At 68.0% G+C, this 24,729-nt stretch carries 20 protein-coding genes and 1 pseudogene; 11 read left to right on the top strand and 10 right to left on the bottom strand.

The genetic code is table 11. From position 1 onward, the window contains the following. Nucleotides 1–9: 9 nt before the first annotated feature. Complete coding sequence (locus tag K9U37_RS02240) at nucleotides 10–1,176, bottom strand: lysylphosphatidylglycerol synthase transmembrane domain-containing protein (protein WP_243070340.1); 1,167 nt, start codon at nucleotides 1,174–1,176, stop codon at nucleotides 10–12. Nucleotides 1,177–1,259: 83 nt separating this feature from the next. On the opposite strand from K9U37_RS02240, the gene K9U37_RS02235 reads away from it, so the two are divergent. After that, complete coding sequence (locus K9U37_RS02235) at nucleotides 1,260–2,414, top strand: AI-2E family transporter (protein ID WP_243070339.1); 1,155 nt, start codon at nucleotides 1,260–1,262, stop codon at nucleotides 2,412–2,414. An 8-nt stretch (nucleotides 2,415–2,422) separates the two neighbouring features. Here K9U37_RS02235 and mmpL3 read toward each other — a convergent pair whose 3' ends face one another. The 3 genes from mmpL3 to trmB are packed head-to-tail and all read right to left on the bottom strand — an operon-like array spanning nucleotide 2,423 to nucleotide 6,870. Further along, on the bottom strand, nucleotides 2,423–5,371 hold the full coding sequence (mmpL3, locus tag K9U37_RS02230; protein WP_243070338.1) for a trehalose monomycolate exporter MmpL3: 2,949 nt from the start codon (nucleotides 5,369–5,371) through the stop codon (nucleotides 2,423–2,425). A gap of 48 nt (nucleotides 5,372–5,419) precedes the next feature. Next, the gene (locus tag K9U37_RS02225; RefSeq protein ID WP_243070337.1) at nucleotides 5,420–6,115 is read right to left on the bottom strand and encodes an NYN domain-containing protein; all 696 of its coding nucleotides are present in this window, start codon (nucleotides 6,113–6,115) and stop codon (nucleotides 5,420–5,422) included. Continuing rightward, the gene (gene trmB / locus K9U37_RS02220) at nucleotides 6,112–6,870 is read right to left on the bottom strand and encodes a tRNA (guanosine(46)-N7)-methyltransferase TrmB (RefSeq protein ID WP_372489553.1); all 759 of its coding nucleotides are present in this window, start codon (nucleotides 6,868–6,870) and stop codon (nucleotides 6,112–6,114) included. Before trmB ends, K9U37_RS02225 begins: the two co-directional genes overlap by 4 nt. Nucleotides 6,871–6,972: 102 nt before the next feature. Between trmB and K9U37_RS02215 the strand changes: the two genes are divergently transcribed. From K9U37_RS02215 to K9U37_RS02205, 3 genes are all read left to right on the top strand, one after another. After that, the gene (locus tag K9U37_RS02215; protein ID WP_243070335.1) at nucleotides 6,973–7,899 is read left to right on the top strand and encodes a hypothetical protein; all 927 of its coding nucleotides are present in this window, start codon (nucleotides 6,973–6,975) and stop codon (nucleotides 7,897–7,899) included. Continuing rightward, complete coding sequence (locus K9U37_RS02210) at nucleotides 7,896–9,344, top strand: hypothetical protein (RefSeq protein ID WP_243070334.1); 1,449 nt, start codon at nucleotides 7,896–7,898, stop codon at nucleotides 9,342–9,344. The genes K9U37_RS02215 and K9U37_RS02210 overlap by 4 nt, the downstream gene beginning before the upstream one ends. 152 nt (nucleotides 9,345–9,496) lie before the next feature. Continuing rightward, nucleotides 9,497–11,323, top strand: a complete 1,827-nt coding sequence (locus tag K9U37_RS02205; RefSeq protein WP_243070333.1) for a phosphoenolpyruvate carboxykinase (GTP) — start codon at nucleotides 9,497–9,499, stop codon at nucleotides 11,321–11,323. A gap of 314 nt (nucleotides 11,324–11,637) precedes the next feature. Here the strand turns inward: K9U37_RS02205 and K9U37_RS02200 are convergent, their stop codons facing one another. Further along, nucleotides 11,638–12,357 (bottom strand): GntR family transcriptional regulator, encoded by a 720-nt coding sequence (locus K9U37_RS02200; protein WP_243070332.1) that lies wholly within the window; start codon nucleotides 12,355–12,357, stop codon nucleotides 11,638–11,640. A 5-nt stretch (nucleotides 12,358–12,362) separates the two neighbouring features. Further along, on the bottom strand, nucleotides 12,363–13,520 hold the full coding sequence (locus K9U37_RS02195; RefSeq protein WP_243070331.1) for an acyl-CoA dehydrogenase family protein: 1,158 nt from the start codon (nucleotides 13,518–13,520) through the stop codon (nucleotides 12,363–12,365). A 76-nt stretch (nucleotides 13,521–13,596) separates the two neighbouring features. On the opposite strand from K9U37_RS02195, the gene K9U37_RS02190 reads away from it, so the two are divergent. Next, on the top strand, nucleotides 13,597–14,601 hold the full coding sequence (locus tag K9U37_RS02190; RefSeq protein ID WP_243070330.1) for a MaoC family dehydratase: 1,005 nt from the start codon (nucleotides 13,597–13,599) through the stop codon (nucleotides 14,599–14,601). A 120-nt stretch (nucleotides 14,602–14,721) separates the two neighbouring features. Here the strand turns inward: K9U37_RS02190 and K9U37_RS02185 are convergent. Together K9U37_RS02185 and K9U37_RS02180 are read right to left on the bottom strand one after the other, a co-directional pair. Further along, nucleotides 14,722–15,281 (bottom strand): annotated as a pseudogene (locus tag K9U37_RS02185) (PaaI family thioesterase). A gap of 25 nt (nucleotides 15,282–15,306) precedes the next feature. Next, nucleotides 15,307–16,617 carry a PE-PPE domain-containing protein gene (locus K9U37_RS02180; RefSeq protein ID WP_243070329.1) on the bottom strand — a complete coding sequence of 437 codons (1,311 nt, stop codon included), beginning with the start codon at nucleotides 16,615–16,617 and terminating at the stop codon, nucleotides 15,307–15,309. Nucleotides 16,618–16,747: 130 nt separating this feature from the next. Here K9U37_RS02180 and K9U37_RS02175 point away from each other — a divergent pair, with 130 nt between their 5' ends. From K9U37_RS02175 to K9U37_RS02160, 3 genes are all read left to right on the top strand, one after another. Next, the gene (locus tag K9U37_RS02175) at nucleotides 16,748–17,272 is read left to right on the top strand and encodes a dihydrofolate reductase family protein (protein WP_243070328.1); all 525 of its coding nucleotides are present in this window, start codon (nucleotides 16,748–16,750) and stop codon (nucleotides 17,270–17,272) included. Nucleotides 17,273–17,677: 405 nt separating this feature from the next. Continuing rightward, nucleotides 17,678–19,513 carry an acyl-CoA dehydrogenase gene (locus K9U37_RS02165; RefSeq protein WP_243070327.1) on the top strand — a complete coding sequence of 612 codons (1,836 nt, stop codon included), beginning with the start codon at nucleotides 17,678–17,680 and terminating at the stop codon, nucleotides 19,511–19,513. Nucleotides 19,514–19,557: 44 nt separating this feature from the next. Next, nucleotides 19,558–20,016, top strand: a complete 459-nt coding sequence (locus tag K9U37_RS02160; protein ID WP_243070326.1) for a MaoC family dehydratase — start codon at nucleotides 19,558–19,560, stop codon at nucleotides 20,014–20,016. Nucleotides 20,017–20,070: 54 nt separating this feature from the next. Here the strand turns inward: K9U37_RS02160 and K9U37_RS02155 are convergent, their stop codons facing one another. Further along, the gene (locus K9U37_RS02155; protein ID WP_243070325.1) at nucleotides 20,071–20,850 is read right to left on the bottom strand and encodes a class I SAM-dependent methyltransferase; all 780 of its coding nucleotides are present in this window, start codon (nucleotides 20,848–20,850) and stop codon (nucleotides 20,071–20,073) included. A 260-nt stretch (nucleotides 20,851–21,110) separates the two neighbouring features. On the opposite strand from K9U37_RS02155, the gene K9U37_RS02150 reads away from it, so the two are divergent. The 3 genes from K9U37_RS02150 to K9U37_RS02140 are packed head-to-tail and all read left to right on the top strand — an operon-like array spanning nucleotide 21,111 to nucleotide 22,948. Continuing rightward, a complete protein-coding gene (locus K9U37_RS02150) occupies nucleotides 21,111–22,268 on the top strand; it encodes a glycosyltransferase family 4 protein (protein WP_243070324.1) in 1,158 nt (385 codons plus the stop codon). A gap of 6 nt (nucleotides 22,269–22,274) precedes the next feature. Further along, complete coding sequence (locus K9U37_RS02145) at nucleotides 22,275–22,670, top strand: DUF5313 domain-containing protein (RefSeq protein ID WP_243070323.1); 396 nt, start codon at nucleotides 22,275–22,277, stop codon at nucleotides 22,668–22,670. A gap of 44 nt (nucleotides 22,671–22,714) precedes the next feature. Beyond that, entirely contained in the window at nucleotides 22,715–22,948 is a 234-nt protein-coding gene (locus K9U37_RS02140) for a hypothetical protein (RefSeq protein WP_243070322.1), read from the top strand. Between the two features lie 44 nt (nucleotides 22,949–22,992). Here K9U37_RS02140 and K9U37_RS02135 read toward each other — a convergent pair whose 3' ends face one another. Next, on the bottom strand, nucleotides 22,993–24,723 hold the full coding sequence (locus K9U37_RS02135) for an MmpA family trehalose lipid delivery protein (RefSeq protein ID WP_243070321.1): 1,731 nt from the start codon (nucleotides 24,721–24,723) through the stop codon (nucleotides 22,993–22,995). Nucleotides 24,724–24,729 lie beyond the last annotated feature (6 nt).

Below are 24,729 nucleotides of genomic sequence, written 5' to 3'. Positions count from 1 at the left end.
CTGCCGGCCTCACCGATCGGGGTCGTCCTCGGGCGCCGGATCGGACGGTGGCAGAGGTCCCTGCAGGGCGGTGTCGGCCGGGTTGTGGCCGTTCGGCGGATCGTCGCCGGCGAGTTCGTCGACGACGGCGTCGGGGTCCAGGGCCCCCTCCGTGCGGAACATGAAGAAGAACACCACCCAGCCGATGGCCGAGATGAAGATCCAGCTGACCAGGCGATAGATCAGCATCGCCGAGATGGCGTCGGGCAGCGTCATACCGCTGGAAACCAGGCCCGGGACCAGCACAGCCTCGACGACCAGCAGCCCACCAGGCATCAGCGGGATGGACCCGACCGCCCGGGCGGCCGCGTAGGCGACGGTGAGTCCGGCCAGTGATGGCCTGCCGCCGGCGGCGTAGGCCGCGAAGGCCAGGCAGGCGACGTCGGCGACCCAGTTGAAGAACGACCAGCCGAACGCCACCGCCAGTTCGCGCCGGTTCAGGCTCACCGACTCGAGCTGCTCGAGGGTCTCGCGCCACTTCACCAAGCCCGTCTCGGGTGGCTTACCGCGCGCGGAGTTGACCCAGCCCAGCACCTTGACACCGATGCCGTCGATCAGTTCGGGTCGGGTAGCCACCGCCTGCGCGAGCAGCAGCAGGGCGACGAAGCCGCCGAGGGAGAACAGCAGCGAGAACGGATTGTTCTTGGCACCCAACAGGAATGCGCCGCCGAGGCCCAGCAGCGCCAGGCCGACCACCTGCAGCGCCCCCGACATCACCAGCTGCCAGGAGGCCACCACCGGTGACGCGCCCCAGGTGCGCTGCTGGCGGTAGACGAAGGTGGCCGAGAGCACCGGCCCGCCCGGCATCGTCGTGCTCAACGCGTTGCCGGCGTAGAACGCGGTCTCCGAGCGCCACTGGTGGACCACCACCCCGGCCGAGCGCAGCAGCGTCCGCTGGATCTGCGCGAAGCTGTGCATCGACAGCATCGCCGCCGCGACCGCCGCCAGGACCCACCACCAATTCGCCGACAGCAGGCTCATCCACGCCTTGGATAGCTGGTCCCAGACCAGCGAGGCCTCCACCGCGAGCACGATCAGCGCGAGGGCGATCAGCGCCCAGCGGACCCACCAGTACTTCCCGCGTGCCGGGGGTTTGTGTTCCTCGCGGGCGGCATCGACCGGCGGGTCGTGGGACACGTCGTTCAGGGTAGCGGCGACTCATGCTGTCGACGCTGTTCGCCGCGGGGTGTCCGGTCGCGACGGTTAGTTAGGCTGGCCGCATGCCGCCGACCCGGGTTTCGGACGACGATTCGGTTGATCCACTGATCCGTAAGGCGGCAGCCTGGTCGTGGCGTCTGCTGGTGATCGGGGGCGTGATCGCGGCGCTGATCTGGCTGGTCGGCCGGCTTCAGGTCATCATCGTGCCGGTGGCTCTCGCCACGATGGTGGCCGCGTTGATGCTGCCGGCCGTCGACTGGCTGGACCGGCGTGGCGCACCGCGGGGCGGTGCGGTGGCGCTGGTGATCCTCGGCGGCGTCGGGGTGTTCGGCGGGATACTGACTTTCGTTGTCAGCCAATTCGTTTCGGGCCTACCGGGCTTGGTGGAACAGGTCACCCGCAGTATCGACAGCCTCCGAGCGTGGCTGATCGAGGGACCGGCGCACCTGAGTCGTGAACAGATCGACAACGCCGGCAACACCGCCATCAAGGCGCTGCGGGACAACCAGGAGAAGCTGACCACCGGTGCGCTGTCCACCGCGGCCACGCTGACCGAGATCGTCACCGGCGCCTTCCTGGTGTTGTTCACGCTGATCTTCCTGCTGCACGGCGGCCGCAACATCTACTCCTTCATTACCCGGATCGTGCCGGTCCAGACCCGCGATCGGGTCCGCGATGCCGGGCGCGCCGGGTTCGGATCGCTGATCGGCTTCGTGCGCGCGACCTTCCTGGTTGCCCTGGTGGACGCCGTCGGCATCGGCACCGGCCTGGCGATCATGGGTGTGCCACTGGCGCTGCCACTGGCGTCGCTGGTGTTCCTCGGCGCCTTCATTCCGCTGGTCGGCGCCGTGGTCAGCGGCTTTCTGGCCGTCGTCGTCGCCCTACTGGCCAAGGGCTTCGTCTACGCGCTGATCACCCTCGGGTTGATCATCGCCGTCCAGCAGTTGGAAGCGCATGTGCTGCAGCCGCTGGTGATGGGCCGTGCGGTGTCGATCCACCCGCTGGCGATCGTGCTGGCGATCACCACCGGCGGTGTGCTGGCGGGCATCGTCGGGGCGTTGCTGGCGGTGCCGTTGCTGGCGTTCCTCAACAGCGCCACCCGGGTTCTCATCGCCGACAACCCAGACCAAGAGGCCGCCGAGCTCGAGGCCAGTGACGCGGTGGTCATCGTGGCGCATCCCGACACCGTGCCACCGAAGGCCGGCCGGGACGACTAGGGGGGCGTTTAGAGGCGGCCTTCGCGGCGGAGCAGGTCCGCCGCGCTGACTCCGCCGCCGCGGCGCGGGCGGTCTTCGCCCTCTTTCTTGCCCCGGGCGTTGAGCTTCTCTGTGGCCACATCGGACTCGCTGGGCTCCGGCTTGCTCACCGGGATCGCGCGGGTCTCCTCGGCCGAGATCGTCGGCGGCAGGTCATCGGTGCCGTTCTGGTCACGCTGCGCGGGGATCGCCGTCGTCGCGTCCTCGGGTGTCGGGATCACGTTGGTCGGCTCCGCGGCCGGCTGGGGCTGCGCCGGTGCAGCCGTGCCGGGCTTACCCCGCAGCTCACCGAGCCACGACTCGATCTCGCGGTCCGGCGTCGGCGCCGGGTCGGTCCGGTTGGACCGCGCCGCCGCGGTGGCGTTGCTCACCGCGTTCTTGACGGCGTTCTTGGCCACCGCGAACCGGGTGGTCGGGGCCTCGTTGGCGGGCACGGCCTGAGGGTCTGCCATGCGGGCGGTTCCCGCCGCCGACGGAGCCTCCCGGCGTGCTGCCGGCGCCTGGTACTCGGCCCGGCCGACCACGCGCGGACGAGGCCGCGCTTCGCCACCGGGATGGGTCGGATCATGCACCGGGCGACGACGGTCCTCGGTCGGCGCCGGTGCGCCAGCACCGACCAGCGCGTCGGCGGTCTCGCGCACCACCGGACGCTTGCGCTCGTCGGGCAGGTAGGTCTCACCGAGCCCGATCTTGTTCTGCAGGCGCTTCATCCAGCGCGGCGCCCACCAGCAGTCGTCACCGAGCAACTTCATGATGGCCGGGACCAGGAACATCCGGACGATCGTGGCGTCCAGCAGCAGTGCGATCAGCAGACCGAAAGCGAGGTACTTCATCATCACCAGGTCGGAGAACACGAACGCACCGGCGACCACCGCCAGCACCAGGGCCGCGGCCGTGATCAGCCGGCCGGTGGTGGCGGTACCGATCCTGATCGCCTCGGTGGTGGACATCCCGCGTTCACGGGCCTCCACCATGCGGGACACCAGGAAGACCTCGTAGTCGGTGGACAGGCCGTAGATCACCGCGATGATCAGGCCGATCATCGGCGCCATCAACGGCTGTGGCGTGTAGTTCATCAGGCCCGAGCCGTGCCCGTCGACGAACATCCAGGTGAGCACACCCATCGTCGAGCCGAGGGTGAGCGCGCTCATCAACGCCGCCTTGATGGGCAACACCAGCGACCCGAACGCCAGGAACATCAGGATCGTCGTCGTGGTGATCAACAGCAGCACCATCAGTGGGAGCTTGGCGAACAGACTGTGGATGCTGTCCTGTTCCAGCGCGGGCGTACCGCCGACGTACAGCGAGACGCCCTTGGGTGGCGTGATGGATCTCAGCTCACTGATCTTCTTGTTCGCGTCGTTGCGGTTGATCAGGCCGTTCTGGATGACGCGCACCGACGGGTCCTTCGAGGCCCCGTCGAGGTAAGGCCGTTCCTTCCACATCGCGTCGGGGTTGTTGTCCGGGTCGGTGAACCCGCTGACGGCCATCGCGCGGCTGCGGATCTCGGCGACCTGCTGATCACTGACCGGCTGGCCGTCGTTGCTCTTCATGACCAGCGTGATCGGCTCGGTGCGGAAGCCCGGGAAGACCGTGTCGAACTCCTCCTGGGCCTGGCGCACCGAGTTGTCGGGCGGCAGGTACTTCTCACTGATGCCGCCGAGGGCCAGCTTCCCCAGCGGGATGATCAGCACGATCATGAAGATGACGATCGGGGCGGCGAACATGATGGGCCGCTTCATCACCTGGTTGACCAGCTTGCCCCAGAAGCCGTGCTCGACCTCTTCACGGGTCTTGGTCTTCTGCGTCTTCTCGGCGAACCAGTCGATGATCTTGCGGGAGAACGGCCAGTTACGCAGGAACGGCACCCTCAGCAGGGTGCGGACGCCGAGTGCGTCCACGTTCGGGCCGAGGATGGCCAGGATCGCCGACAGCACCGTGATCGACAGGATCGCCGAGAGCATGACCGAGGCGATGATCGCGTAGGTGATCGACTTGAGGAAGCCCTGCGGGAACAACAGCAGCGGCAGCGAGGACGCGACGATGATCACAGCGGAGAACACCACCGTGCGCCCGGACGTCATCATCGTGCGGCGTACCGCCGCCTCGGTGTCGTAGCCCTCGGCGATCTCCTCCCGGAACCGGCTGACTATGAACAAGCCGTAGTCGATCGCGATGCCCAGGCCGATCAACGTGACGACGGGCTGGGCGAAGAAGTGCACCGGGGTGAAATCGGCGATCAGCCTCATGATGCCCAGCGCACCTAGAATCGACAGACCACCGATGATGGCCGGGAGGCTGGCGGCGATCACGCCGCCGAAGACGAAGAACAGCAGAACCGCCACCAGCGGGATCGCGGCCACCTCGGCGCGGCGCTGGTCCTCCCCGATGGTGCCGGTCAGTTCGCTGGCCAGCGGCTGCAGGCCGGCCAGCTTCACATCGACGCCCTTGTCGAAGAAGTCCTTGTCGACCTTCTTGTAGTTGTTCAGGATGGTGTCGTCGTCGTTGCCCTTGAGCTGGATCGACATGAACGCGTGCTTCTTGTCCGCGTCGGCCATGTTCGACAGCAGTTCGGGATTCTTGAAGTAGCCGATCGACCGCAGGATCTCGTCGGGGTGGTCCTTCTGGACCTGCGCGAGGTTGTCCAGGACCTTCTTCTTGAAGGCCGGATCGTCGACGGTCTTGCCGTCCGGCGCGGTGTAGATCGCGACGATGTGGCCGGACGTGTCACGGCCGTACGCGCCATCGGCGATCAGCGACGCCTTCACCGATTTACTGCCCTCATCATAGAAGCCGCTCTGGGTGACGTGCTTGCCGAGACTGGCTCCGTAGACACCACCGGCGAGGCACAGCGCGACCATGACGGCGATCACGATGTACCGATATCGGTACACAGTTCGACCCCACCAGGCGAACACGTAGGCTCCTAACTAAATCTGCGGCGATCTGCGCATCGGTGCTGCTTGTCAGACGCGCGATGTCAGTAGTGCGGACAGCGGCCGGAATGGCTGCAGCCACGCTCCCTGCTCTGGTAGCGAATCTAGGCCGATTCGTGGCAGCGGCTCACGGAAAACACCAGGAATGTCCTCTAGGTCGACGAACTCCAAGGTATCCGACGCTAATGCCCAGCTGGCATGTTCGCGAAATCCGAGCACCTGGGTCGGCACGCCCGACCGGGCGATTTCTTCCAGCGGCGCCCGGAATGCCTGGCCGTCGGCCGAGGCGACGAGCACCGCGGCCAGACCCTCCTCACGGCGCAGCGCGATGTGGGCCAGCATGTCGCTGTCCACGTCGCTGTCCTCGTCCACCTTGGGCTTGGCGAAGACCGCGAAGCCCACATTGCGCAGCGCCTCCACCCACGGGCGAACGACGTCGGCGCTGCCGGGGGCAATGTTGGTGAACACCGTCGCCTCTGGTTCCAGCGACAGCTCCGGATGGCCGGCGGACAGCTCGGCAGTCCGCATCAGCAGCCACCGGCCCAAGGCGTCGAAGCGCGGCCGGTGCGCGGCCGTGGGCCGGCCGCCCAGGATCGACCCCAGACCCATGTCGAGGTTGGGGGCATCCCACACGAGAAGCACCCGCTGGGGTGCGGACTCCACCGCGGCTCCGGTGTCCGGCTCGTCTGGAACCGCAACCTGTTGAGTTTCTTCGATCACGCTCATGGTCGTCTCACCCAGATGAGTTCGGTTACCGGGCTACCCGCGTGGCGGGCCTTGCCCTCGTACTTGGTGGTCGGGCGCTGCGTGGAGATGGGCAGCGCCCCGTCCGGCCGTGTGCGCAGGAGAAGGGGCTCGGCGTCGCCGGCTTCGGCGATCTGCTCGGCGTAGCCCGCGTGGTCGGTGGCGGCGTGCAGCACACCTCCGGGCCGCAGACGGTTGGCGATCAGCGCGATGGTGTCCGATTTGAGCAGCCGCCGCTTGTGGTGCCGCGATTTCGGCCATGGGTCGGGGAAGAACACCCGCACCCCGGTCAGCGATGCCGGACCGAACATGTGCTCGAGCGCGTCGACACCGTCGCCGCGGACCAGGCGGATGTTGGACACGCCCTCCCGGTCCATGGCGCCGAGCAACTGCGCCAGACCGCGGCGGTAGACCTCCACGGCGACGACGTCGAGGTCGGGTTCTGCCTGTGCCATCGCCAGCGTGGAGGTGCCGGTTCCGCATCCGATCTCGAGAATCACCGGCGCCTGACGCCCAAACCAGGCCTCGGCGTCGAGCAGTGGTGCCGGTCCCTCGGTAAACCGCGCCTGGGTGCCCAGCGTCGGCCACAGCCGGTCCCATACCTCCTGCTGCGCCTGGGTCAGCGACGAACGGCGCGACCGGAAGCTTGTGACCCGGGGATACAAATGCGCCGCCCGACCGTCGGGCGCGGTGGAGCCGCCCGGGTGCTGCGCATACATCGGTCCATGGTCCCTCATGAACATGGGTGCACCCGCGTCGCGGTGCATATTGATACCCAACAGTTGCCTTCGCCTGGTAGTGACTCGCGCCATATCGGCTCCGATGCCACCATGGCGGGCATGGCGGGCATGGCGGGCATGGCGGGCATGGCGGCAACCACCGGGCCGGTGCGGGCAGCGGTGCTGGGCCGGCCCGGCTGCGGCCGGCGTACCGTGGCCAGGGCGTTGCACGCCGCAGGCGTGATGGTGGCCGGACCGGACGACGCGGCCGACGTCGACGTCTACGTGTTCACCGAGACCCTCAAACCCGAGGACCGCGCCGCGCTGAGCAGCCCGCCGGGGCCGCGCGTCGCGATCCTGAACAAGGCCGACCTCGCCGGCTTCGGCGGCGATGGTCCTGTCGCGACCGCGGCCGCACGCTGCGAACTACTGCAGCAGAGCGTGGCCATGCCGATTCATCCGCTGGCCGCCCTGGCCGCAGTGGCTGCGCTTGACGACACTGTCATCGACGGCGCCGTGCTGGCCGCGCTGCGGGTGCTCACCGGTGAGCCGGCGAACCTTGGCTCCACCGACGGCTTCCTCACCGGGGCGCACCGGCTGCCCCGCGGGGTCCGCCAGCGGCTTCTCACCGAGCTCGACCTGTTCGGTATCGCCCATGCCGTGGTGGCCCTGCGTGAGGGCGCCGATCGCGCTGGCCTCGCGGCGGCGCTGCGCCGGGCCAGTGGTCTGGATGCCGTGTTGGCCGCGATCGGGCGCGCCACCGCTCCGGTGCGCTACCGCCGCGTGGCCGAGGTCGGGGCGTCGCAGCCGGTGGACGACGCAGCGATGGCCGCGCGGATGTCGGCAGCCATCGAGGTCGTCGAGGCGGCCGGGATGGCTGTGGATCGCGGTGATGACGCCGACGCGTATCTGCGCCGTGCCGTCTTGTGGCAGCGCTACGCGCGTGGACCGGTGTCGGAGCTGCATCGCCGCTGCGCCGACGACATCGTCCGCGGGTCGCTGCGGTTGTGGGAGCAGGCCGGCGGAGTTCCCGAGGCGGTAGCGTGAGCGAGGCCGATGTCGACGCGATGGTTCTGGCGGTGGACCCTGAGCTTCCGCAGCCCGCGATCGCACGTGACGACGTGGTGCTGGTGACCGGGCCGTGGCTGGCCGGCGCCACCGGCGTCATCAACGCGCTGCGCGAGCGGCTGCCCCGGCACCGGTTCGTCGAGGCCGCCGAGATTCGCGCGGGGGTGGCCCCCGTGGCGATGGTCTTCGTCGTCTCGGCGACCGCTCCGCTCACCGAATCGGACTGCGCCTTGCTCGACGCCTCGGCCGCCGACACCGATGCGGTGATCGGGGTGGTCACCAAGATCGACGTGCACCGCGCCTGGCGTCAGGTCCTCGAGGCCGACCGGACGATCACCGCCGGCCATGCTCCGCGGTATGCGGCGATGGCGTGGGTGGGGGCCGCGGCAGCGCCGGATCTGGGTGCCCAGGCGGTCGACGACCTGGTCGCCGCCGTCGAGCAGGCGGTTGCCACCGATTCGCTTGCGCGACGAAATAGGTTGCGGGCGTGGGAGAATCGGCTGCTTGGCGCGGCTCACCATTACGAATCTGAGGTGGTGGGCGAGGGCCGGGAGGTACGGCTTGCGGCGCTACGGGAGCGGCGTGCCGCCGAGGTGCGCCGGGCGCGGCTCGACAAGACCGAACGGGCCATCGCGGTACGCGCGCAGATGCAACAGGCGCGCCTGCAGTTGTCCTACTTCGCGCGCAACCGCTGCGCCTCGGTGCGAACCGAACTGCAGGAGGATGCGGCCTCGGCCACGCGGCGGACGTTCGGCGCGTTCACCGACTACGTGCGCCGGCGCATCGGTGAGGTTGTCGAGGAGGTCGACGACGGCACCGCACAGCAGCTGAGCCAGGTGGGACTGGAACTCGGCCTGCCGATCGAGTGCCCAGCGCCGCCGGCCCTGGCCGTCGAGGTTCCCGCTGCGCCGCTGAGGTCGCGCCGGGTGGAGACCCGGCTGATGGCACTCCTCGGGGCGGGCTTCGGCCTCGGCGTGGCATTGACGCTGAGCCGACTGCTGGCCGACCTGGCTCCGCAGTGGACGGCAGCGGGCGTGGTCGCCTGCGCGGTGATCGGCGTGCTACTCACGCTGTGGGTAGTGGGCACACGGGGACTTCTGCACGATCGGGCCGTGCTCGACCGCTGGGTCGCCGGCGGCACCTCCGGGCTGCGGGCCGCGCTGGAGGAGCGCGTTGCCAGCTGGGTGTTGGCCGCCGAATCGGCGCTGGGCATCGCCGCCGCCGAGCGTGACGCCGCGCAGAGCGTACGGGTCGATCAGGTGCTGGCCGGCATCGACCGGGAGATTCACCAGCTTGCCGTCACGAGGGCCCACGCGGTGGCCGAACGGGACCTGCACATGCCGGTGATCGAGCGGGCGCTGGCCGTCGTTCGGGTTGAACTGGCGCCTGCGGTGGGAACTGATTCGACGAATCGGCCCATCTGAGTCTTTCTGAATCGTTCCTGTGAGTGATCGGACATAATCTCGATTAACCGCGGGTATCTCACCCGCGTTAACCTTCTTGCCAGGGACGACCGTCTCCGCTATGTGCGGCGTAAGGCCTGCATCCTGGCAAGAAACCTACGCAGGAGATACCGATGACTTCAGCGACCATTCCCGGTCTGGACACTGCACCGACCAAACACCAGGGCCTGCTGGCCTGGGTACAGGAAATCGCTGAGCTGACCCAGCCCGACCGAGTGGTCTTCGCCGACGGTTCGGAGGAGGAGTACCAGCGCCTCTGCGAGCAGCTTGTCGCCGCCGGCACCTTCATCCCGCTCAGCGACTCCGAGGAGCCTCGCTCCTACCTCGCGCGGTCGACGCCGTCGGACGTGGCGCGCGTCGAGTCCCGCACCTTCATCTGCTCCGAGCGCGAGATCGACGCCGGCCCCACCAACAATTGGATGGCCCCTGACGAGATGCGCGCCATCATGACCGACCTCTACCGCGGCTGCATGCGCGGGCGCACCCTGTACGTCGTGCCGTTCTGCATGGGCCCGCTCGGCGCCGACGACCCCAAGCTGGGTGTGGAGATCACCGACTCCGAGTACGTGGTCGTCTCGATGCGCACCATGACGCGGATGGGCAAGGCGGCACTCGAGAAGCTCGGCGACGACGGCTTCTTCGTCAAGGCGCTGCACTCGCTGGGCGCTCCGCTGGAGCCCGGCCAGGAAGACGTGCCGTGGCCGTGTAGCGACACGAAGTACATCACCCACTTCCCGGAGACCCGCGAGATCTGGAGCTTCGGCTCCGGCTACGGCGGCAACGCCCTGCTGGGCAAGAAGTGCTACTCGCTGCGCATCGCCTCGGTGATGGCCCGCGATGAGGGCTGGCTCGCCGAGCACATGCTGATCCTCAAGCTGATCTCCCCGGAGAACAAGGCCTACTACATCGTCGCGGCGTTCCCGTCGGCGTGCGGCAAGACCAACCTCGCGATGCTGCAGCCCACGATTCCCGGTTGGCGCGCCGAGACCCTCGGTGACGACATCGCCTGGATGCGGTTCGGCAAGGACGGCCGGCTGTATGCGGTCAACCCGGAGTTCGGGTTCTTCGGCGTCGCGCCGGGCACCAACTGGAGGTCCAATCCGAACGCGATGAAGACCGTCGCGGCGGGCAACACCGTGTTCACCAACGTCGCGTTGACCGACAAGGGCGGCGTGTGGTGGGAGGGCCTCGAGGGCGAGCCGCAGCACCTGATCGACTGGAAGGGCAACGACTGGACGCCGGACTCCGACGAGCCTGCCGCCCATCCGAATTCGCGGTACTGCACCCCGATGTCGCAGTGTCCAACGCTGGCCCCGGAGTGGGACGACCCGCAGGGCGTGCCGATCTCGGCGATCCTGTTCGGTGGCCGTCGTAAGACGACCGTGCCATTGGTGACCCAGGCCCGCGACTGGCAGCACGGTGTGTTCATCGGCGCCTCGCTGGGCAGCGAGAAGACCGCGGCGGCCGAAGGCAAGGTCGGCACGATCCGCCGCGACCCGATGGCCATGCTGCCATTCCTGGGCTACAACGCCGGTGACTACTGCCAGCACTGGCTCGATCTCGGCAAGAACGCCGACGAGTCGAAGCTGCCGAAGATCTTCTTCGTCAACTGGTTCCGTCGCGGCGAGGACGGCCGCTTCCTGTGGCCCGGCTTCGGCGAGAACAGCCGGGTGTTGAAGTGGATCGTCGAGCGGGTCGAGGGTAAGGCCCACGGGACGTCCACACCGATCGGCACGGTGCCGGGTGTCGAGGACCTCGACCTGAGCGGCCTCGACGTCGACGAGGGTGACGCGGCGGCCGCGCTGAAGGTCAACGCCTCCGAGTGGCGCGACGAACTGGCTCAGATCGAGGAGTGGTTCGAGTTCATCGGCGAGAAGCTGCCGACCGGCGTCAAGGACGAGTTCGAGGCGCTCAAGCAGCGCCTGGCCGAGGCCGACTGAGCCCTCCGGCATAGCCCTCGCATCGAGATCGACGCCACCGCGCAAAAGTGCGAGTGCGGCGCACGCCAGCGTCGATCTCGGCCAAACGCCTCTGGCCTACGGGCTTTCGAGGAGTTGCGGCAGGGAGGCCAAGAAGCCGTTCGCGGTCGTGTCGAGGTGGCGTCGCTGACCACCGCGATCACTCCCGCTGTCGCCGTGGCGAAGACGCAGCCGGGCGACCTGTTGGAGAACACGATCCGCGCCCCTGCCCCAGCTGCGGATCATCATCGGCGGCCAGAAGCGTGCGGGTAATCCACGTTCGGCGCGAACGGCGGTTAGCTGGAGCGGCGCAACGTGACCCGATAGGTGTACTGCTCGGGCAGGAAGTAGCTCACCGACAACTCCACCGGGGTGCGCCGCGTGTCGGAGTACAGCCGGTCGACCCCGAGCATCGCGTGCCCGCGCGGACAGCCCAGCGCATCTGCCACAATGTCGTCGGCCGGTGCCACGGTGATGGACTGGGCCGCTTCGGCGATGGGTTGGTCGAGATGCGGCTCGAGCACACCGATGACAGTGTTCGTGCCCACGGCGCCGGTGGCCAGCTCCGGGGACTCGAGCATCAGCTGGGCTACCGACTCCGGCAGATGCACGGTGGTGAGGACGAACGGAACACCCCGGTGAAGCCGACGGAACACCACGGTGTAGACCACGTCGTGGTCGAGCCGCAGCCGGCTGGCGGCGGCGACGTCGACACGGCGCGAAAGGCCGTGCAGCACTTCCATCGTGGTGTCCTCGGACAGGCTCATCAGGTCCTCGATCGACCCCAGCTGTCTGAGATATCCGCGGTTGGCGAATGTGCCGCGGCCCGGGACCCGGTAGACCACCCCTTCGGCCACCAGATCCTGGAAGGCCCGCCGCACGGTCTGCCGGGACAGCCCGCATTCAGCCACCAGCTCCGACTCCGTCGGCAGGCGCACGCCGTCGGGGTATGCGCCGGCGGCGATCTCGTCGCGAAGCCGTTGGCGCAGAAGCTGATAGGCCGGCTCGGGCTTCACCGCAGCTAGATTCCCCCGCGAGCGATCAGTTGCCCGGCGATGACGTTGCGCTGGATCTCGTTGGTGCCCTCGCCGACGATCATCAGCGGGGCGTCACGGAAGTAGCGTTCGACGTCGTACTCGGTGGAGTAGCCATAACCGCCGTGGATGCGCACCGCTGTGAGCGCGATCTCCATCGCGACCTCGGAGGCGAACAGCTTGGCCATCCCGGCTTCCATGTCGCAACGCTGGCCGCTGTCGAATCGCTCCGCGGCGTAGCGGGTGAGCTGACGGGCGGCGGTGAGCTTGGTGGCCATGTCGGCCAGGTAGTGCCCCACGGCCTGGTGCTTCCAGATCGGCTGCCCGAAACTCTCCCGCTCCTGGGCGTAGGCCAGGGCATCCTCCAGCGCCGCGGTGGCGACTCCCAATGCGCGGGAAGCGACCTGAATCCGCCCCGTCTCGAGCCCTTTCATCATCTGCGCGAAGCCTTTACCCGGTTCGCCGCCGAGAATGGCCGACGCCGGCGCCCGGCAGTCCTCGAAGGCCAGCTCGCACGATTCGACACCCTTGTAGCCCAGCTTGGGCAGATCGCGTGACACCGTGAGGCCGGGGGTGGGCGACTCGACGAGCACCACCGAGATGCCGGTGTGCCGCGGACTGGCCTGCGGATCGGTCTTGCACAGCAGGGCGATCAGCCCGGAGCGGCGGGCGTTGGTGATCCACGTCTTGGCACCGTTGATCACCAGCTCGTCGCCGTCGCGACGCGCCACAGTGGTCATGTTCTGCAGATCCGAGCCGCCACCGGGTTCGGTCAGCGCCATTGTCGCCCGCAGGTCACCGGTTGCCATCCTCGGCAGGTAGGCCTTCTTCTGGTCCTCGGTCCCGAAGAGATCCAGCAGTTTGGCCACCACTGTGTGGCCGCCCATTGCGCCGGCCAGACTCATCCAGCCGCGGGCGAGCTCCTGGGTGACCTCGACGTAGCAGGGCATGGACACCGGGGTGCCGCCGTACTCCTCGCTGATGGCCAGACCGTAGATGCCGATCCGCTTCATCTGCTCGATCCACGCCTCGGGATAGGTGTTGGCGTGCTCGACGTCGCGCACGGTCGGCTTGACGTCGCGATCGACGAACGCGCGGACGGTCTGGACGAGCAGGGTCTCCTCGTCGTTGAGTGCAGTAGTCACCTTGGGTCGCTCCAATACCTGAAATATGTACGGCCATATTGACACAGTGATCCGGGAACTGCCAGCATGATCGACTGTGACTTTGTACGGCCATATCGGGTCGGGCGGGCCCCACTTCGACGACCTGGTCGTCGGCCAGGTCTTCGACGGGGCCCCTTCGATGACGTTGACCTCCGGGGCGGCCGCCACCCACCAATCCATCCTCGGCGACCGGTTGCGGCTGTCGCTGGACGCCGAACTGGCCCACGCCGTGGTCGGCACTACCGGGCCGCTGGCCCATCCGGCATTCGTCTGCGACGTGGCCATCGGCCAGAGCACCCTGGTCACCCAGCGGGTCAAGGCGAACCTGTTCTATCGCGGACTGTCGTTTTATCGTTTTCCCGTCGTCGGCGACACCCTGTTCACCCGCACCGAGGTCGTCGGCCTTCGCCAGAACAGCGCCAAACCGGGCCGCGCGCCCACGGGCATGGCGGCGCTGCGGATGACCACCATCGACCAGGTGGGGCGTCTGGTGCTCGATTTCTACCGCTGCGCCATGCTTCCGCTGAGTCTCGGCGCGGCGGACACCGGCCATGCCGACGACCTGTCGCAGATCGGTGCCGACCTCGCGGCCGCACCCGACCCGACCGTCGACTGGGACGCGGCGGCCTTCCGCGAACGTGTTCCCGGTCCGCACTTCTATCCCGATATCGCGGGTTCGGTGTTGCGCAGCACTGGGGACGTGGTCAGCTCCGCACCCGAGCTGGCCAGGATTTCCTTGAACATTGCTGCCACACATCATGATTCAAGCGTCGGCGGCCAGCGGCTGGTGTACGGCGGGCACACCATCGGCCTGGCGCTCGCCCAGGCCAGCAGGCTGCTGCCCAACATCGCGACCGTGCTGGGCTGGGAGTCCTGCGATCACACCGGGCCGGTGCACGAGGGCGACACCCTCTACAGCGAGTTGCACGTGGAGGCGGCCGACCCACTGCCCGATGACCGCGGGGGCGTTCTGAGGTTGCGATCGGTGGTGTATGCGGCGGCCGATGATGGAGACGACCGGCCGGTGCTGGACTGGCGATTCACAGCGCTGCACTTCTGACGGGCCAGAAGGTCGCCGACACGATCCGAATCGGTCACACCAGACGCCCCACCAAGTCAGACGAGCCGTCAGACCGGCCAGTTCGGTTTCGTTGGCGCACAGCGCCGTTGAAGTCATCGGTCATGTTCTTGACCGGTATCCCGTGATGCGGGCCATGATGGCGACCTTGCCGTCGTCGCCGACGGCCCGGGCGTCACCGATGGCGGAGTTGCGGCCCACCCGGACCGCCGTCCCTTCGTAGCGGGAGAGCTCCCCGGCGAAGAAGGGCCGAAGGAAGTTCACCCGGATCGACGCCGTCTGAAGCGGTTCGGCCTGATCGTGGTTGATCGCCGCGGAGGCGACCAGTTCCAGGCCCGTGGCCACCACCGGTTCATCGGGCGCGGCCAGGATGCTGTCGATCCCGTCGGGGCTCAGTTCGACGGTGAGCTCACTGGACACCGTCCACTGGCCCGAACCCCGGCGGTGGAAGTTGGCCCGGCCGGCGACGTCGTCGACCAGGATGGCCAGTGCGCCATGGTCGGAGTCCCGGTGGAGGGGTTGACCATCCCGCCCACCGGCATCGAGGCCACCACAGTGAAGTCGGTGAAGTCCTCCCCGAGGGTGCTGATGCTGAAGCGGGCCAGGACACTTTCCGGCGTTCCCGGGTCCTGAGCATCGATCCGCGGAGGAGGTGTCGTCACGCTGGTATTCCAGCCGCTGCGAGGGCTACTCAGAGTGGTGCGTCGACCGCTGGGCCGAGCGCCTCGTCGCGGCGACGGTGTGATTGGCCGGCTTGTCTGCTGCGGTTGCGTTCTCGTCGGGCGCAACGCTGGCGCCCGCGGGGGCGGGGTCGGTCTTGGTTTTACGCGCGGAGCGGCCGATGGCAGCGGAGGGGGCCTTGCCGGCGGTCGATGCGACGGAGGTGGTGGCGTTCGAGGCGCTGACAGCTGTGTTCGAGGGGCTCTGGCTGGGGCGGGAGGGTGTCGCGCCGATGTCGGCCAGCGCGGCCCGGACGCCGGCTTTTCCGGCGGCCTGCAGATCGGTGATCAGCTTCGGGTCATCGATCTTCGGGTGGAAATCGAATGTCGTCGGCTGCCCGTAAGGGATGCTGCGGTCGTAGCCCGACTCGACGAGCACACGCAGCGTCGGCTCGAGCAGGTCGGCGATCGGCGTAGTCAACCCGCTCAGACCGAGCGCCTGCCCCAAATCACGCAGCGGCACCAGCAGGGGGAGCCGCTTGGCGGGGATCGTGATGTAGGTGGTGTCCCCGTAGACCTGACGGTTCGCCGGGTCGTTGATGGCAGCCACCAGTTCGTCCGGGGTGTAGCCGCTGCCGCTCGACACATAACTGCTGTGCAGATAGGCGCCGAACAGGACGTTGAGGTCCGCCAGGAGGTTCAACGGGCGCAACGGCAAGTCGGCCACCCCGTCGTACTGGAAGGCGATGTCGACCGTCTGGATTCCGGTGTCCGTCGGTGTGGCACCGCTGGCGGTCAGACCAAGGGAAGGACTCGACACCGGAAAGAAGCGCTCCAACATGCCACCGTTGGGCCGGTTCGGGTTGGCGACCAGAACGAACGTGAGTCGGCCCTTGTCCTGCGCGGACAGTCCAACGAGGTTCCGCTTTTCGTGGGTCAGGATGCTCGAGCTCTGTGAGTTGCCGAAGACCACGATGGTGTCGGTGCCCCCGGTCAGCTCGCCGTTGATGGCCTCGTTGATTATGGTCGTGCCCTGAGTGATCGACTCGTCGATCGTCAAGTCGGCCAGGCCGGTGAATGGCCAGAACGTCTCCGGGGTGACGACGGGCTTCGTGGCGCATGTCTGAACCGCGCACAGCGTGGTCGGGTTGACGTAGTAGTCGATGGCCCCCTGCGCGTACCCCGAGTTAGCCATCGGGTCGGAGACGAAGGTGGCACCCAGAAGCAGCGTCGTCGCCGCCCACGTAGCGGCCGAACCGGCCAATGCAGAGACCCCCAGCGTCGCCGCTGTGAGAAACGCCAGCAACACCGAGACCGGCTTGCGCCCGGTTATGCGCATCCCCACCCCGACCCCCCGTGATCAGTCACCCAGGACCCTCTGATCCCCGGATGGGTGAGCGCCGCGGGCCTCAATTGTTGCAGATCACCGTCGTGCAGGCGAGTCAGGGCTGGGCGGCATAGTGGTCAGCATGTCCACCATCTATTTCACTGCATCCAGCCTTGACGGGTTCATCGTCGATCAGCAGGGCAGCCTCGACTGGTTGACGTCCCGCGCCATCGACGTCAACGGTCCGTTCGGCTATGAGGCCTTCAACGCCGGTGTCGGCGCCCTGGTGATGGGCTCGACCACCTACAAATGGTTGTTGGCCAACGAACCCGGCGAGTGGATGTACCCCCAGCCCACCTGGGTGCTGACCGACCGCCCGGACATCATCGCCGCCAGCCACCCGGTGCGGGCGTTTACCGGAGCGGTGACGGAGCTGCACCCGCTGTTGACGGAGGCCGCCGGTGACAAGGACGTGTGGGTGGTCGGCGGCGGAGATGTCGCCGCCCAGTTTGTCGCCGCCGGTCTGGTCGACGAGATGATCATGTCCTACGCGCCGTGCAGTCTCGGCGCCGGCGCGCCGGTGTTGCCGCTGCGCTCGGAGTGGACGCTGGCCGAGACGGGCGTCAACGGCGACTTCGTCTGCGCGCGCTGGCTCGTCAGGCGTTGAGGGTCGGGACACCGAACTTCGTCACGAATTCCTTTGCCTTGATGAGGAATTCGAGCTGGTTGGCCACATCGTAGAGCGGTTCGAGGCTGCGCGCCGACCGACACAGCCTGCGGTGATCTCGCCGCCGGCGAGGTTCAACGCTTCCCGGAGGATCTGGCTGCGACCGCCGGGGAAGTGGTGGTAGACCGATCCGCGCGGTGCGCCGCGCCCGAGCAGCCGCCTGCGCTTGCCGCTGACATCACGTTCAGGTGAACAGCTCCTTAACCGCTGCGATGACCTGCGGCTCAAGTGGCCTAACGCCGCGCGTATATGATGTAACTCATATTTTCGGTCGATAGCGGAACGCGCTGATCAGGCCGCCTCGGCGGGCTAGGCTTCTCCCAGCCGCAATGGGAGGCGCAAGCGATGGGCCATTACAAGAGCAACGTCCGCGACCTCGAGTTCAACCTGTTCGAGTTGCTGGAGTTGGAGAAGGTGCTCGACGGCACCGAGTACGGCGATCTCGACGCCGACGCGGTCCGTCAGATACTCGCGGAGGCGGCGCGCCTGGCCGAGGGGCCGGTCGCCGATTCCTTCGCCGAGACCGATCGCGATCCACCGACCTTCGACCCTGAGACGCACGTCGTGTCGATACCCGAGCCATTCAAGAAGTCACTGCAGGCCTGGCAGCAGGGCGAGTATTTCCGGATCGGCCTCGACGAAGAGGTCGGCGGAATGCCGGCGCCGGCCATGGTCAGCTGGGCGGTCAACGAACTGGTTCTCGGCGCAAACCCCGCGGTGTTCATGTACGTGGCCGGTCCCGTCATGGCCAACATCGTCCACCAGATCGGCAACGAGCAGCAGAAGCACTGGGCGCAGATCGCCGTCGAACGCAACTGGGCTGCCACCATGGTTCTCACCGAACCCGACGCCGGCTCCGACGTGGGCGCCGGACGGACCAAGGCCGTCGACAACGGCGACGGCACCTGGTACATCGAGGGCGTCAAGCGGTTCATCACCAACGGCGACACCGACGATATGTTCGAGAACATCATGCATCTGGTGCTCGCACGGCCGGAGGGAGCCGGGCCCGGCACCAAGGGACTGAGCCTGTTCCTGGTGCCCAAGTTCCTCTTCGACCCCGAGACCGGCGAGCCCGGCGAACGAAACGGCGCGTTCGTCACCAACCTCGAACACAAGATGGGCCTGAAAGCCTCTGCCACAACGGAACTCAGCCTCGGCCTGCACGGAGTCCCCGCCGTCGGCTACCTGATCGGCGACGTGCACAACGGCATCGCCCAGATGTTCAAGGTCATCGAGTACGCCCGGATGTTCGTGGGCACCAAGGCAATCGCGACCCTGTCCACCGGATACCTCAACGCGCTGGAATTCGCGAAGTCGCGGGTGCAGGGCGCCGACATGACGCAGATGACCGACAAGACCGCTCCGCGGGTCACCATCGTGCACCACCCCGACGTGCGCCGAGCCCTGATGATGCAGAAGGCCTACGCGGAGGGGCTGCGTGCGCTCTACCTGTACACCGCAGCCCACCAGGATCCGGCGGCAGCGGCCGTGGTCTCCGGTGCTGATGCCGCGTTGGCCGAGCGGATCAACGACCTGTTCCTGCCGATCGTGAAGGGTGTCGGATCCGAGCGGGCGTACCAAACGCTGACCGAGTCGTTGCAGACCTACGGCGGATCGGGCTTCCTGCAGGACTATCCGATCGAGCAGTACATCCGCGACGCCAAGATCGACTCGCTCTACGAGGGCACCACCGCTATCCAGGCCCAGGACTTCTTCTTTCGCAAGATCGCCCGCGACCAGGGGGTGGCGCTGTCCCACGTCGTCGGCCAGATCGAGAAGTTCATCGACAGCCCCGACGGCCGTCCCGGACTGGCGACCAGTCGCGGACTGCTGGCCGACGCGCTGGACAACCTGCGGGCGATGGTCGCCGCGATGACGGGCTATCTGCTCGGCGCCCAGCAGGACGCGCGCGAGCTCTACCGGGTGGGGCTGGAATCGGTGTCCTTCCTGCTCGCCGTCGGCGACCTGATGATCGGCTGGTTGTTGTTGCGCCAGGCCGAGATTGCGCTGCGCGCCCTCGACGGCGAGCCGGACCCGCGCGAAGAGGCGTTCTACCGCGGCAAAGTCGCGGTCGCGAACTTCTTCGTGCGCAACGTGCTGCCCCGCCTGGCCGCCGAACGCCGCATCGTCGAAGCGGTCGATCTGGCGATCATGGACCTGAGCGAAGACGCGTTCTGAACGTCGGTCAAGATGACGGGGAAACCGTGCAGAAAGGTGACCCCATGAAGGTGATCAAGTCCATCGACGACGCGCAGTCTCTGGTCGGCCAGGAACTCGGTGTCAGTGAATGGCTGGATATTGATCAGAAGCGCATCAACGACTTCGCCAACGTCACGGGCGATCACCAGTGGATCCACGTCGATGTCGAGCGGGCCAAGGCCGAAAGCCCTTACCGCACGCCGATCGCCCATGGATTCCTCACGTTGTCACTGGTCCCCGCGATGAGCAAGGACAACTACCGCGTCGAGAACGCCAAGCTGGCCATCAACTACGGGCTCAACAAGGTCCGGTTCCTGTCGGCGGTTCCCGTGGACAGCCGCATCCGGATGCGTTCGGAACTGCTCGACGCCGCCAAGATCGACGACAACACCGTCAACCTGACGGTCAAGCAGACCTTCGAGATCGACGGTGTCGACAAGCCGGCCGCGGTGGCCGAGATGATCGTCCGCATAGTCTTCTAGTTCTCGGGCGATCTGGGGGGTGTGTCATGTCAGTCGCATTACCGACTGAAGACTTCAGTTCAGCGGGTCGGACGGTCGAAGCACCAGCACCAGGTTGCTCACCAGGAACTCCCGCACGCCGGGCGCATCGGTCAGCCACCACGCCCATCGCGGGTGGTAACGCGGGAATGCCGCAACCAGCGCGCCGGTGCCGCGGGCCCATCGCAGGCCGTCGGCGGCTGAGACGGCGAACAGCGACGACCCGTAGTTGTTCTTCGGCGGATGGCCGTGCTTTCGGGCGTAGCGGGCGGCGGCCCTCGCACCGCCGAGGTAGTGCGTCAGACCCAACTCGTGCCCGCCGAACGGGCCCAGCCACACGGTGTAGGACAGGATGGCCAGCCCGCCCGGACGCGTCACCCGCAGCATCTCCTCGCCCAGTTGCCAGGGCCGGGCCACGTGCTCGGCGACGTTAGACGACAAGCACACGTCGACGCTGCCGTCGGCGAACGGCAGTGCCATCCCGGAGGCGCGCACGAACGCTCCGGGCACACCGCGGCGAACGTGCTCGGCGGCGTGCATCTCCGAGGGGTCCGGTTCGACGCCGACGTAGTGCCAGCCGGCCCGGGAGAACGCAGCGGCGAAATAGCCGGGGCCGCCGCCGACGTCGACCACAGTGTGTCCGGCCGGCTCTGCGCGCCGGGCGGCGCGCCACAGGTCGGTGACCATCGCGGCGGTGTCGGCGGCCAGCGCACCGTAGAAGCGGTCCGGGTCGGCTTGTTCGTAGCGGAAGTTGCCGAGCAGTCGCGTCGACCGCGCCAGCGTCGCGCGCCGGGCGAACAACTCGGTGACAGGCATCGGTTCACCCTAGTAGCCGGGCCCTGAGTTGATTGTCGGTCTCCTCCTCGGGTCGTTCCGACCCGCATCGTCGGCCGACTAGATCTGATTGTCGGTCTCCTCCTCGGGTCGTTCCGACCCGCATCGTCGGCCGACTAGATCTGATTGTCGGTCTCCTCCTCGGGTCGTTCCGACCCGCATCGTCGGCCGACTAGATCTGATTGTCGGTCTCCTCCTCGGGTCGTTCCGACCCGCATCGTCGGCCGACTAGGCTAAACCCGATGTCCACCACCGTTCGCTCCGTCCTGCTTCTGTGCTGGCGTGACACCGGTCACCCGCAGGGCGGAGGCAGCGAAACCTACCTGCAGCGCATCGGTGTACTGCTGGCCCAGTCGGGCGTCGACGTCACCCTGCGCACCGCCCGCTACCCCGGGGCTCCGCGCCGCGAGGTGGTCGACGGCGTGACGGTCAGCCGCGGCGGTGGTCCCTACACCGTCTACATCTGGGCGGGCCTGGCGATGGTCTTCGCCCGCATCGGGCTCGGCCCGCTGCGCGGGGTGCGCCCCGACGTCGTCGTCGACACCCAGAACGGTGTGCCGTTCCTGGCACGTCTGGCCTTCGGCCGACGGGTGGCGGTACTGGTTCACCACTGCCATCGCGCGCAGTGGCCGGTCGCGGGCAGATTCGTCGGCCGGCTGGGCTGGCTGGTGGAGTCGTGGCTGTCCCCGCTGATGCATCGGCGCAACCAGTACGTCACGGTGTCGCTGCCCTCGGCGCGTGACCTGGCCGACCTCGGCGTGGACCTCGGACGTATCGCGGTGGTCCGCAACGGCTTGGACGAGGCGCCGCCGGAGACGCTGACCGGCGAGCGGTCGGGGACTCCGCGGGTGGTGGTGCTGTCACGGCTGGTGCCGCACAAGCAGATCGAGGACGCCCTCGACGCGGTCGCCAGGCTGCGTACCCGCGTCGACGGTCTGCATCTGGACATCGTCGGTGGCGGCTGGTGGTATCAGCGCTTGGTCGAACGTGCCGACCGGCTTGGTATCGCCGATGCGGTGACGTTCCACGGCCATGTCGATGACGTCACCAAACATGTTGTGGTGCAACGATCCTGGGTCCACGTGCTGCCGTCCCGTAAAGAGGGTTGGGGGCTTGCGGTCATCGAAGCGGCCCAGCACGGGGTGCCCACCATCGGCTACCGGTCCTCGGGCGGGCTCACCGACTCGGTGATCGACGGGGTGACCGGGGTGCTCGTCGACGACCATGACGAGCTGGTTGACAGGCTGGAGCGACTGCTCACCGACCAGACGCTGCGCGACGAGCTCGGCGCCAAGGCCGAGGTGCGCAGCCGCGACTTCTCCTGGCCGCAGAGTGCGGCGGCCATGCGAAACGTGTTGGAGTCCGTGCACACCGGGACCCGCGTCAGCGGGGTGATCTAGGAACTGATGAGCGACAAGACCCGCCCCAATCCGCTGCAGTACCTCGCCTACTGCTACGGCAAGGTACTTCCCCCGTCGATGCAGGACTGGGTGCGAAATGACCTGGCCGGCAAGGGTGCTCGGCGCCGGACGCTGATCCGGGTGACGCTGCCCGGGCTGCTGCTCGTCTCGCCGCTGTGGTTGATCCCGACGAGCACGGGCATGCACCTGGCGATGTCTGCGCTGCTGTTCCTGCCGTTCCTCTACTTCGCCCATGCGCTGGACAAGGTTTGGCGCACCCACCGGCTACGCCAGCACAACCTCGACCCCGAGCTGGTCGACGAGTTGGCCCGGCAACGCGACGCCCACATCCACGAGGCCTACCGCAAGCGCCACGGTCGCGCCGAGGATACTGACAGCTAGCTCGCGGACGGGCTCGACATCACGACAGCGCGTGATGATCGGGCATGTCCAAAATTTACGATTACGTCCGCCACCGCGCGCACGAACTGGCCACCCGACAGCCGGTCAAGGCCGCCGACAAGCGCGCGGAAGACACCTTCAAGGACGCCGAGGCGGTGCTCAAAGAGGCGGCGATGATTAAGGATCATCCGCGCCACGAAGCTTCCAGTCGCCCTCGCTGCGCGCTTCGAGTCCCTGGCCCTCCATCGCCAGATACCGCTGGGTCATCCGGCGCATGAGCGGTGCGACGACAGTCCCGATGATGCCGCGCTGCTCGAAGTAATCATGTACCGAAAGGTACATCGCGGCGCCGTCGGGCGATACCCACCGCGGCGGCGACGGCGCTCGACGCCAGCATCGCCACCCACACCAGGTGTGTCGCCACCATCGCTGCCCGCTTGTCCTGTGCCGCAACCGAACCGGATCCGCCGACGCGATAGAGCGTGAGGTCGCGGTCGTGGTAGGCGACCGGCAGCTGCTTCAAGGTCTGTTGCGCATTGCCCATCGCGCTGGCGGTACCGCCCTCGACGACGACCCACCGGACCCCGGCATCGGCCAGCTCCCTCGGGGCCGAGCCGGCCACCACCACGCGCTGAACCTCACGCGCATGACCACCTTCACCGGGCACGGTCTGCCCCGAGATGGTGAGGTCGCCGGTCAAGAGCACCTCGGTGCGAACCCAGCGCGGCAGGGGGTCCAGCACCGGGGCCGGGCCGGCCCAGCCGAACCGGCGCATGCTGTCGGCGGGCAACACCGCGACCGAGCCGGGATCGGCGTCGATCGCCGCGGCCACCGCCCGCCATCCCGGCGGATACTGCACCGGCGTGACCGCGCCCCAGACGCCCCACGCGAGGTCCGGCAACACGGCGATCAGCGCGGCCGCGCAGGCCGCCGCCGCCAGTTCGGGTCGCAGTCTGCTTCGCGCGGTCACGACCGCTCCGGCTGCGGCCACCGCATAACCGGGCATCGCCAGCGCCACCCACTTCTGCCCGTCGCGCAGGACGCCGAGCCCCGGTACGGCGTCCACCACCAAACGCAGCAGCGCCAGTCCGGGCCCGGTGGCCAGCAGGGCCGGTCCGACGATGCTCACCGCCGCCAGCACGAGCAGCGGCACCGCGGTCGGGCGTCGGATCACGGTCACCAAACCCACCGCCACCACCGCCAGCAGGACCACCGTCGCCACCAACGCCAAAAGCGTTGTCCGCGAGCCTGGTACGGCCTCGGCGTTCCAGATGCCGCCCAGGCCGGCCAGAGTGCCCAGGGTGCCCAGGCCCGGCTCGGCACGGGCAGCGAACGCCGCCAGACCCGAGCCCCCGGACGCCCCGAGCGCCCCGCCGAGAACCGACGCCACCAACCACGGCAGCGCCGCGAGCACCGCCGTCACCGCGATCCCGGCCGCACACCACACGCGCGAGACACCGGAGCCGGGGACCGCCACGCAGCCCAATGCCACGACGGCCGCCAGGATCAGACCGGTCGGCGTCAGCCCGGCCATCGCGACCCACCACGCCACCGCCGCCCAGCCCACCCAGCACGGGGCCGCCGCTGCAGTGCGCAACCGCACGACCGCGGCCGCCGTCCACGGCAGCGCGCCGTAACCCACGAGCAGACTCCAGTGCCCCTGCAGCAGGCGTTCGGCGACATAGGGATTCCACACCGCGAGCGTGGCGGCCACCAGTTGGCCGGGGACCCCGGCCTCGGGCACCACCGTCGCGGCCAGTCGGGCGGCCCCCCAGCCGGCCAGGAACAGCCCGCCGATCAGCAGCAGCTTGACCACCACGCCGCCGTCGGCGACCGTGGTCAGCGCGGCGATGAGGAAGTCCTGCGGCACCGCACGCGGGGCGGCTTCGGTCAGGCCCAGCGCGGCATCGGAGAAGAAGGACTGCGGGGTGGACACCGCGTCACGTAGCAGCAGATAGCCCGGCGCGAGAAGCGGAGCCGTCACCGTGACGGCCAGTATCAGGGCGTAACCCGGTACCAGCCACCGGACTGCCCGGCGGTGTGCCTGGGTCATGCCATG

It is taken from the genome of Candidatus Mycolicibacterium alkanivorans (genome assembly GCF_022760805.1).
Taxonomy (GTDB): Bacteria; Actinomycetota; Actinomycetes; order Mycobacteriales; family Mycobacteriaceae; genus Mycobacterium; species Mycobacterium alkanivorans.
Note: the sequence above shows the minus strand (reverse complement) of the source record. Positions and strands in the feature narration are given on the sequence as shown.

Excerpts from the sequence above, each read along its gene's own strand:
- K9U37_RS02235 (WP_243070339.1), top strand. The coding sequence starts at position 1,260 with ATGCCGCCGACCCGGGTTTCGGACGACGATTCGGTTGATCCACTGATC.
- K9U37_RS02225 (WP_243070337.1), bottom strand. The coding sequence starts at position 6,115 with ATGAGCGTGATCGAAGAAACTCAACAGGTTGCGGTTCCAGACGAGCCG.
- trmB (WP_372489553.1), bottom strand. The coding sequence starts at position 6,870 with ATGAGGGACCATGGACCGATGTATGCGCAGCACCCGGGCGGCTCCACC.
- K9U37_RS02215 (WP_243070335.1), top strand. The coding sequence starts at position 6,973 with ATGGCGGGCATGGCGGGCATGGCGGGCATGGCGGCAACCACCGGGCCG.
- K9U37_RS02205 (WP_243070333.1), top strand. The coding sequence starts at position 9,497 with ATGACTTCAGCGACCATTCCCGGTCTGGACACTGCACCGACCAAACAC.
- K9U37_RS02180 (WP_243070329.1), bottom strand. The coding sequence starts at position 16,617 with ATGCGCATAACCGGGCGCAAGCCGGTCTCGGTGTTGCTGGCGTTTCTC.
- K9U37_RS02175 (WP_243070328.1), top strand. The coding sequence starts at position 16,748 with ATGTCCACCATCTATTTCACTGCATCCAGCCTTGACGGGTTCATCGTC.
- K9U37_RS02165 (WP_243070327.1), top strand. The coding sequence starts at position 17,678 with ATGGGCCATTACAAGAGCAACGTCCGCGACCTCGAGTTCAACCTGTTC.
- K9U37_RS02160 (WP_243070326.1), top strand. The coding sequence starts at position 19,558 with ATGAAGGTGATCAAGTCCATCGACGACGCGCAGTCTCTGGTCGGCCAG.
- K9U37_RS02155 (WP_243070325.1), bottom strand. The coding sequence starts at position 20,850 with ATGCCTGTCACCGAGTTGTTCGCCCGGCGCGCGACGCTGGCGCGGTCG.
- K9U37_RS02150 (WP_243070324.1), top strand. The coding sequence starts at position 21,111 with ATGTCCACCACCGTTCGCTCCGTCCTGCTTCTGTGCTGGCGTGACACC.
- K9U37_RS02145 (WP_243070323.1), top strand. The coding sequence starts at position 22,275 with ATGAGCGACAAGACCCGCCCCAATCCGCTGCAGTACCTCGCCTACTGC.
- K9U37_RS02140 (WP_243070322.1), top strand. The coding sequence starts at position 22,715 with ATGTCCAAAATTTACGATTACGTCCGCCACCGCGCGCACGAACTGGCC.
- K9U37_RS02135 (WP_243070321.1), bottom strand. The coding sequence starts at position 24,723 with ATGACCCAGGCACACCGCCGGGCAGTCCGGTGGCTGGTACCGGGTTAC.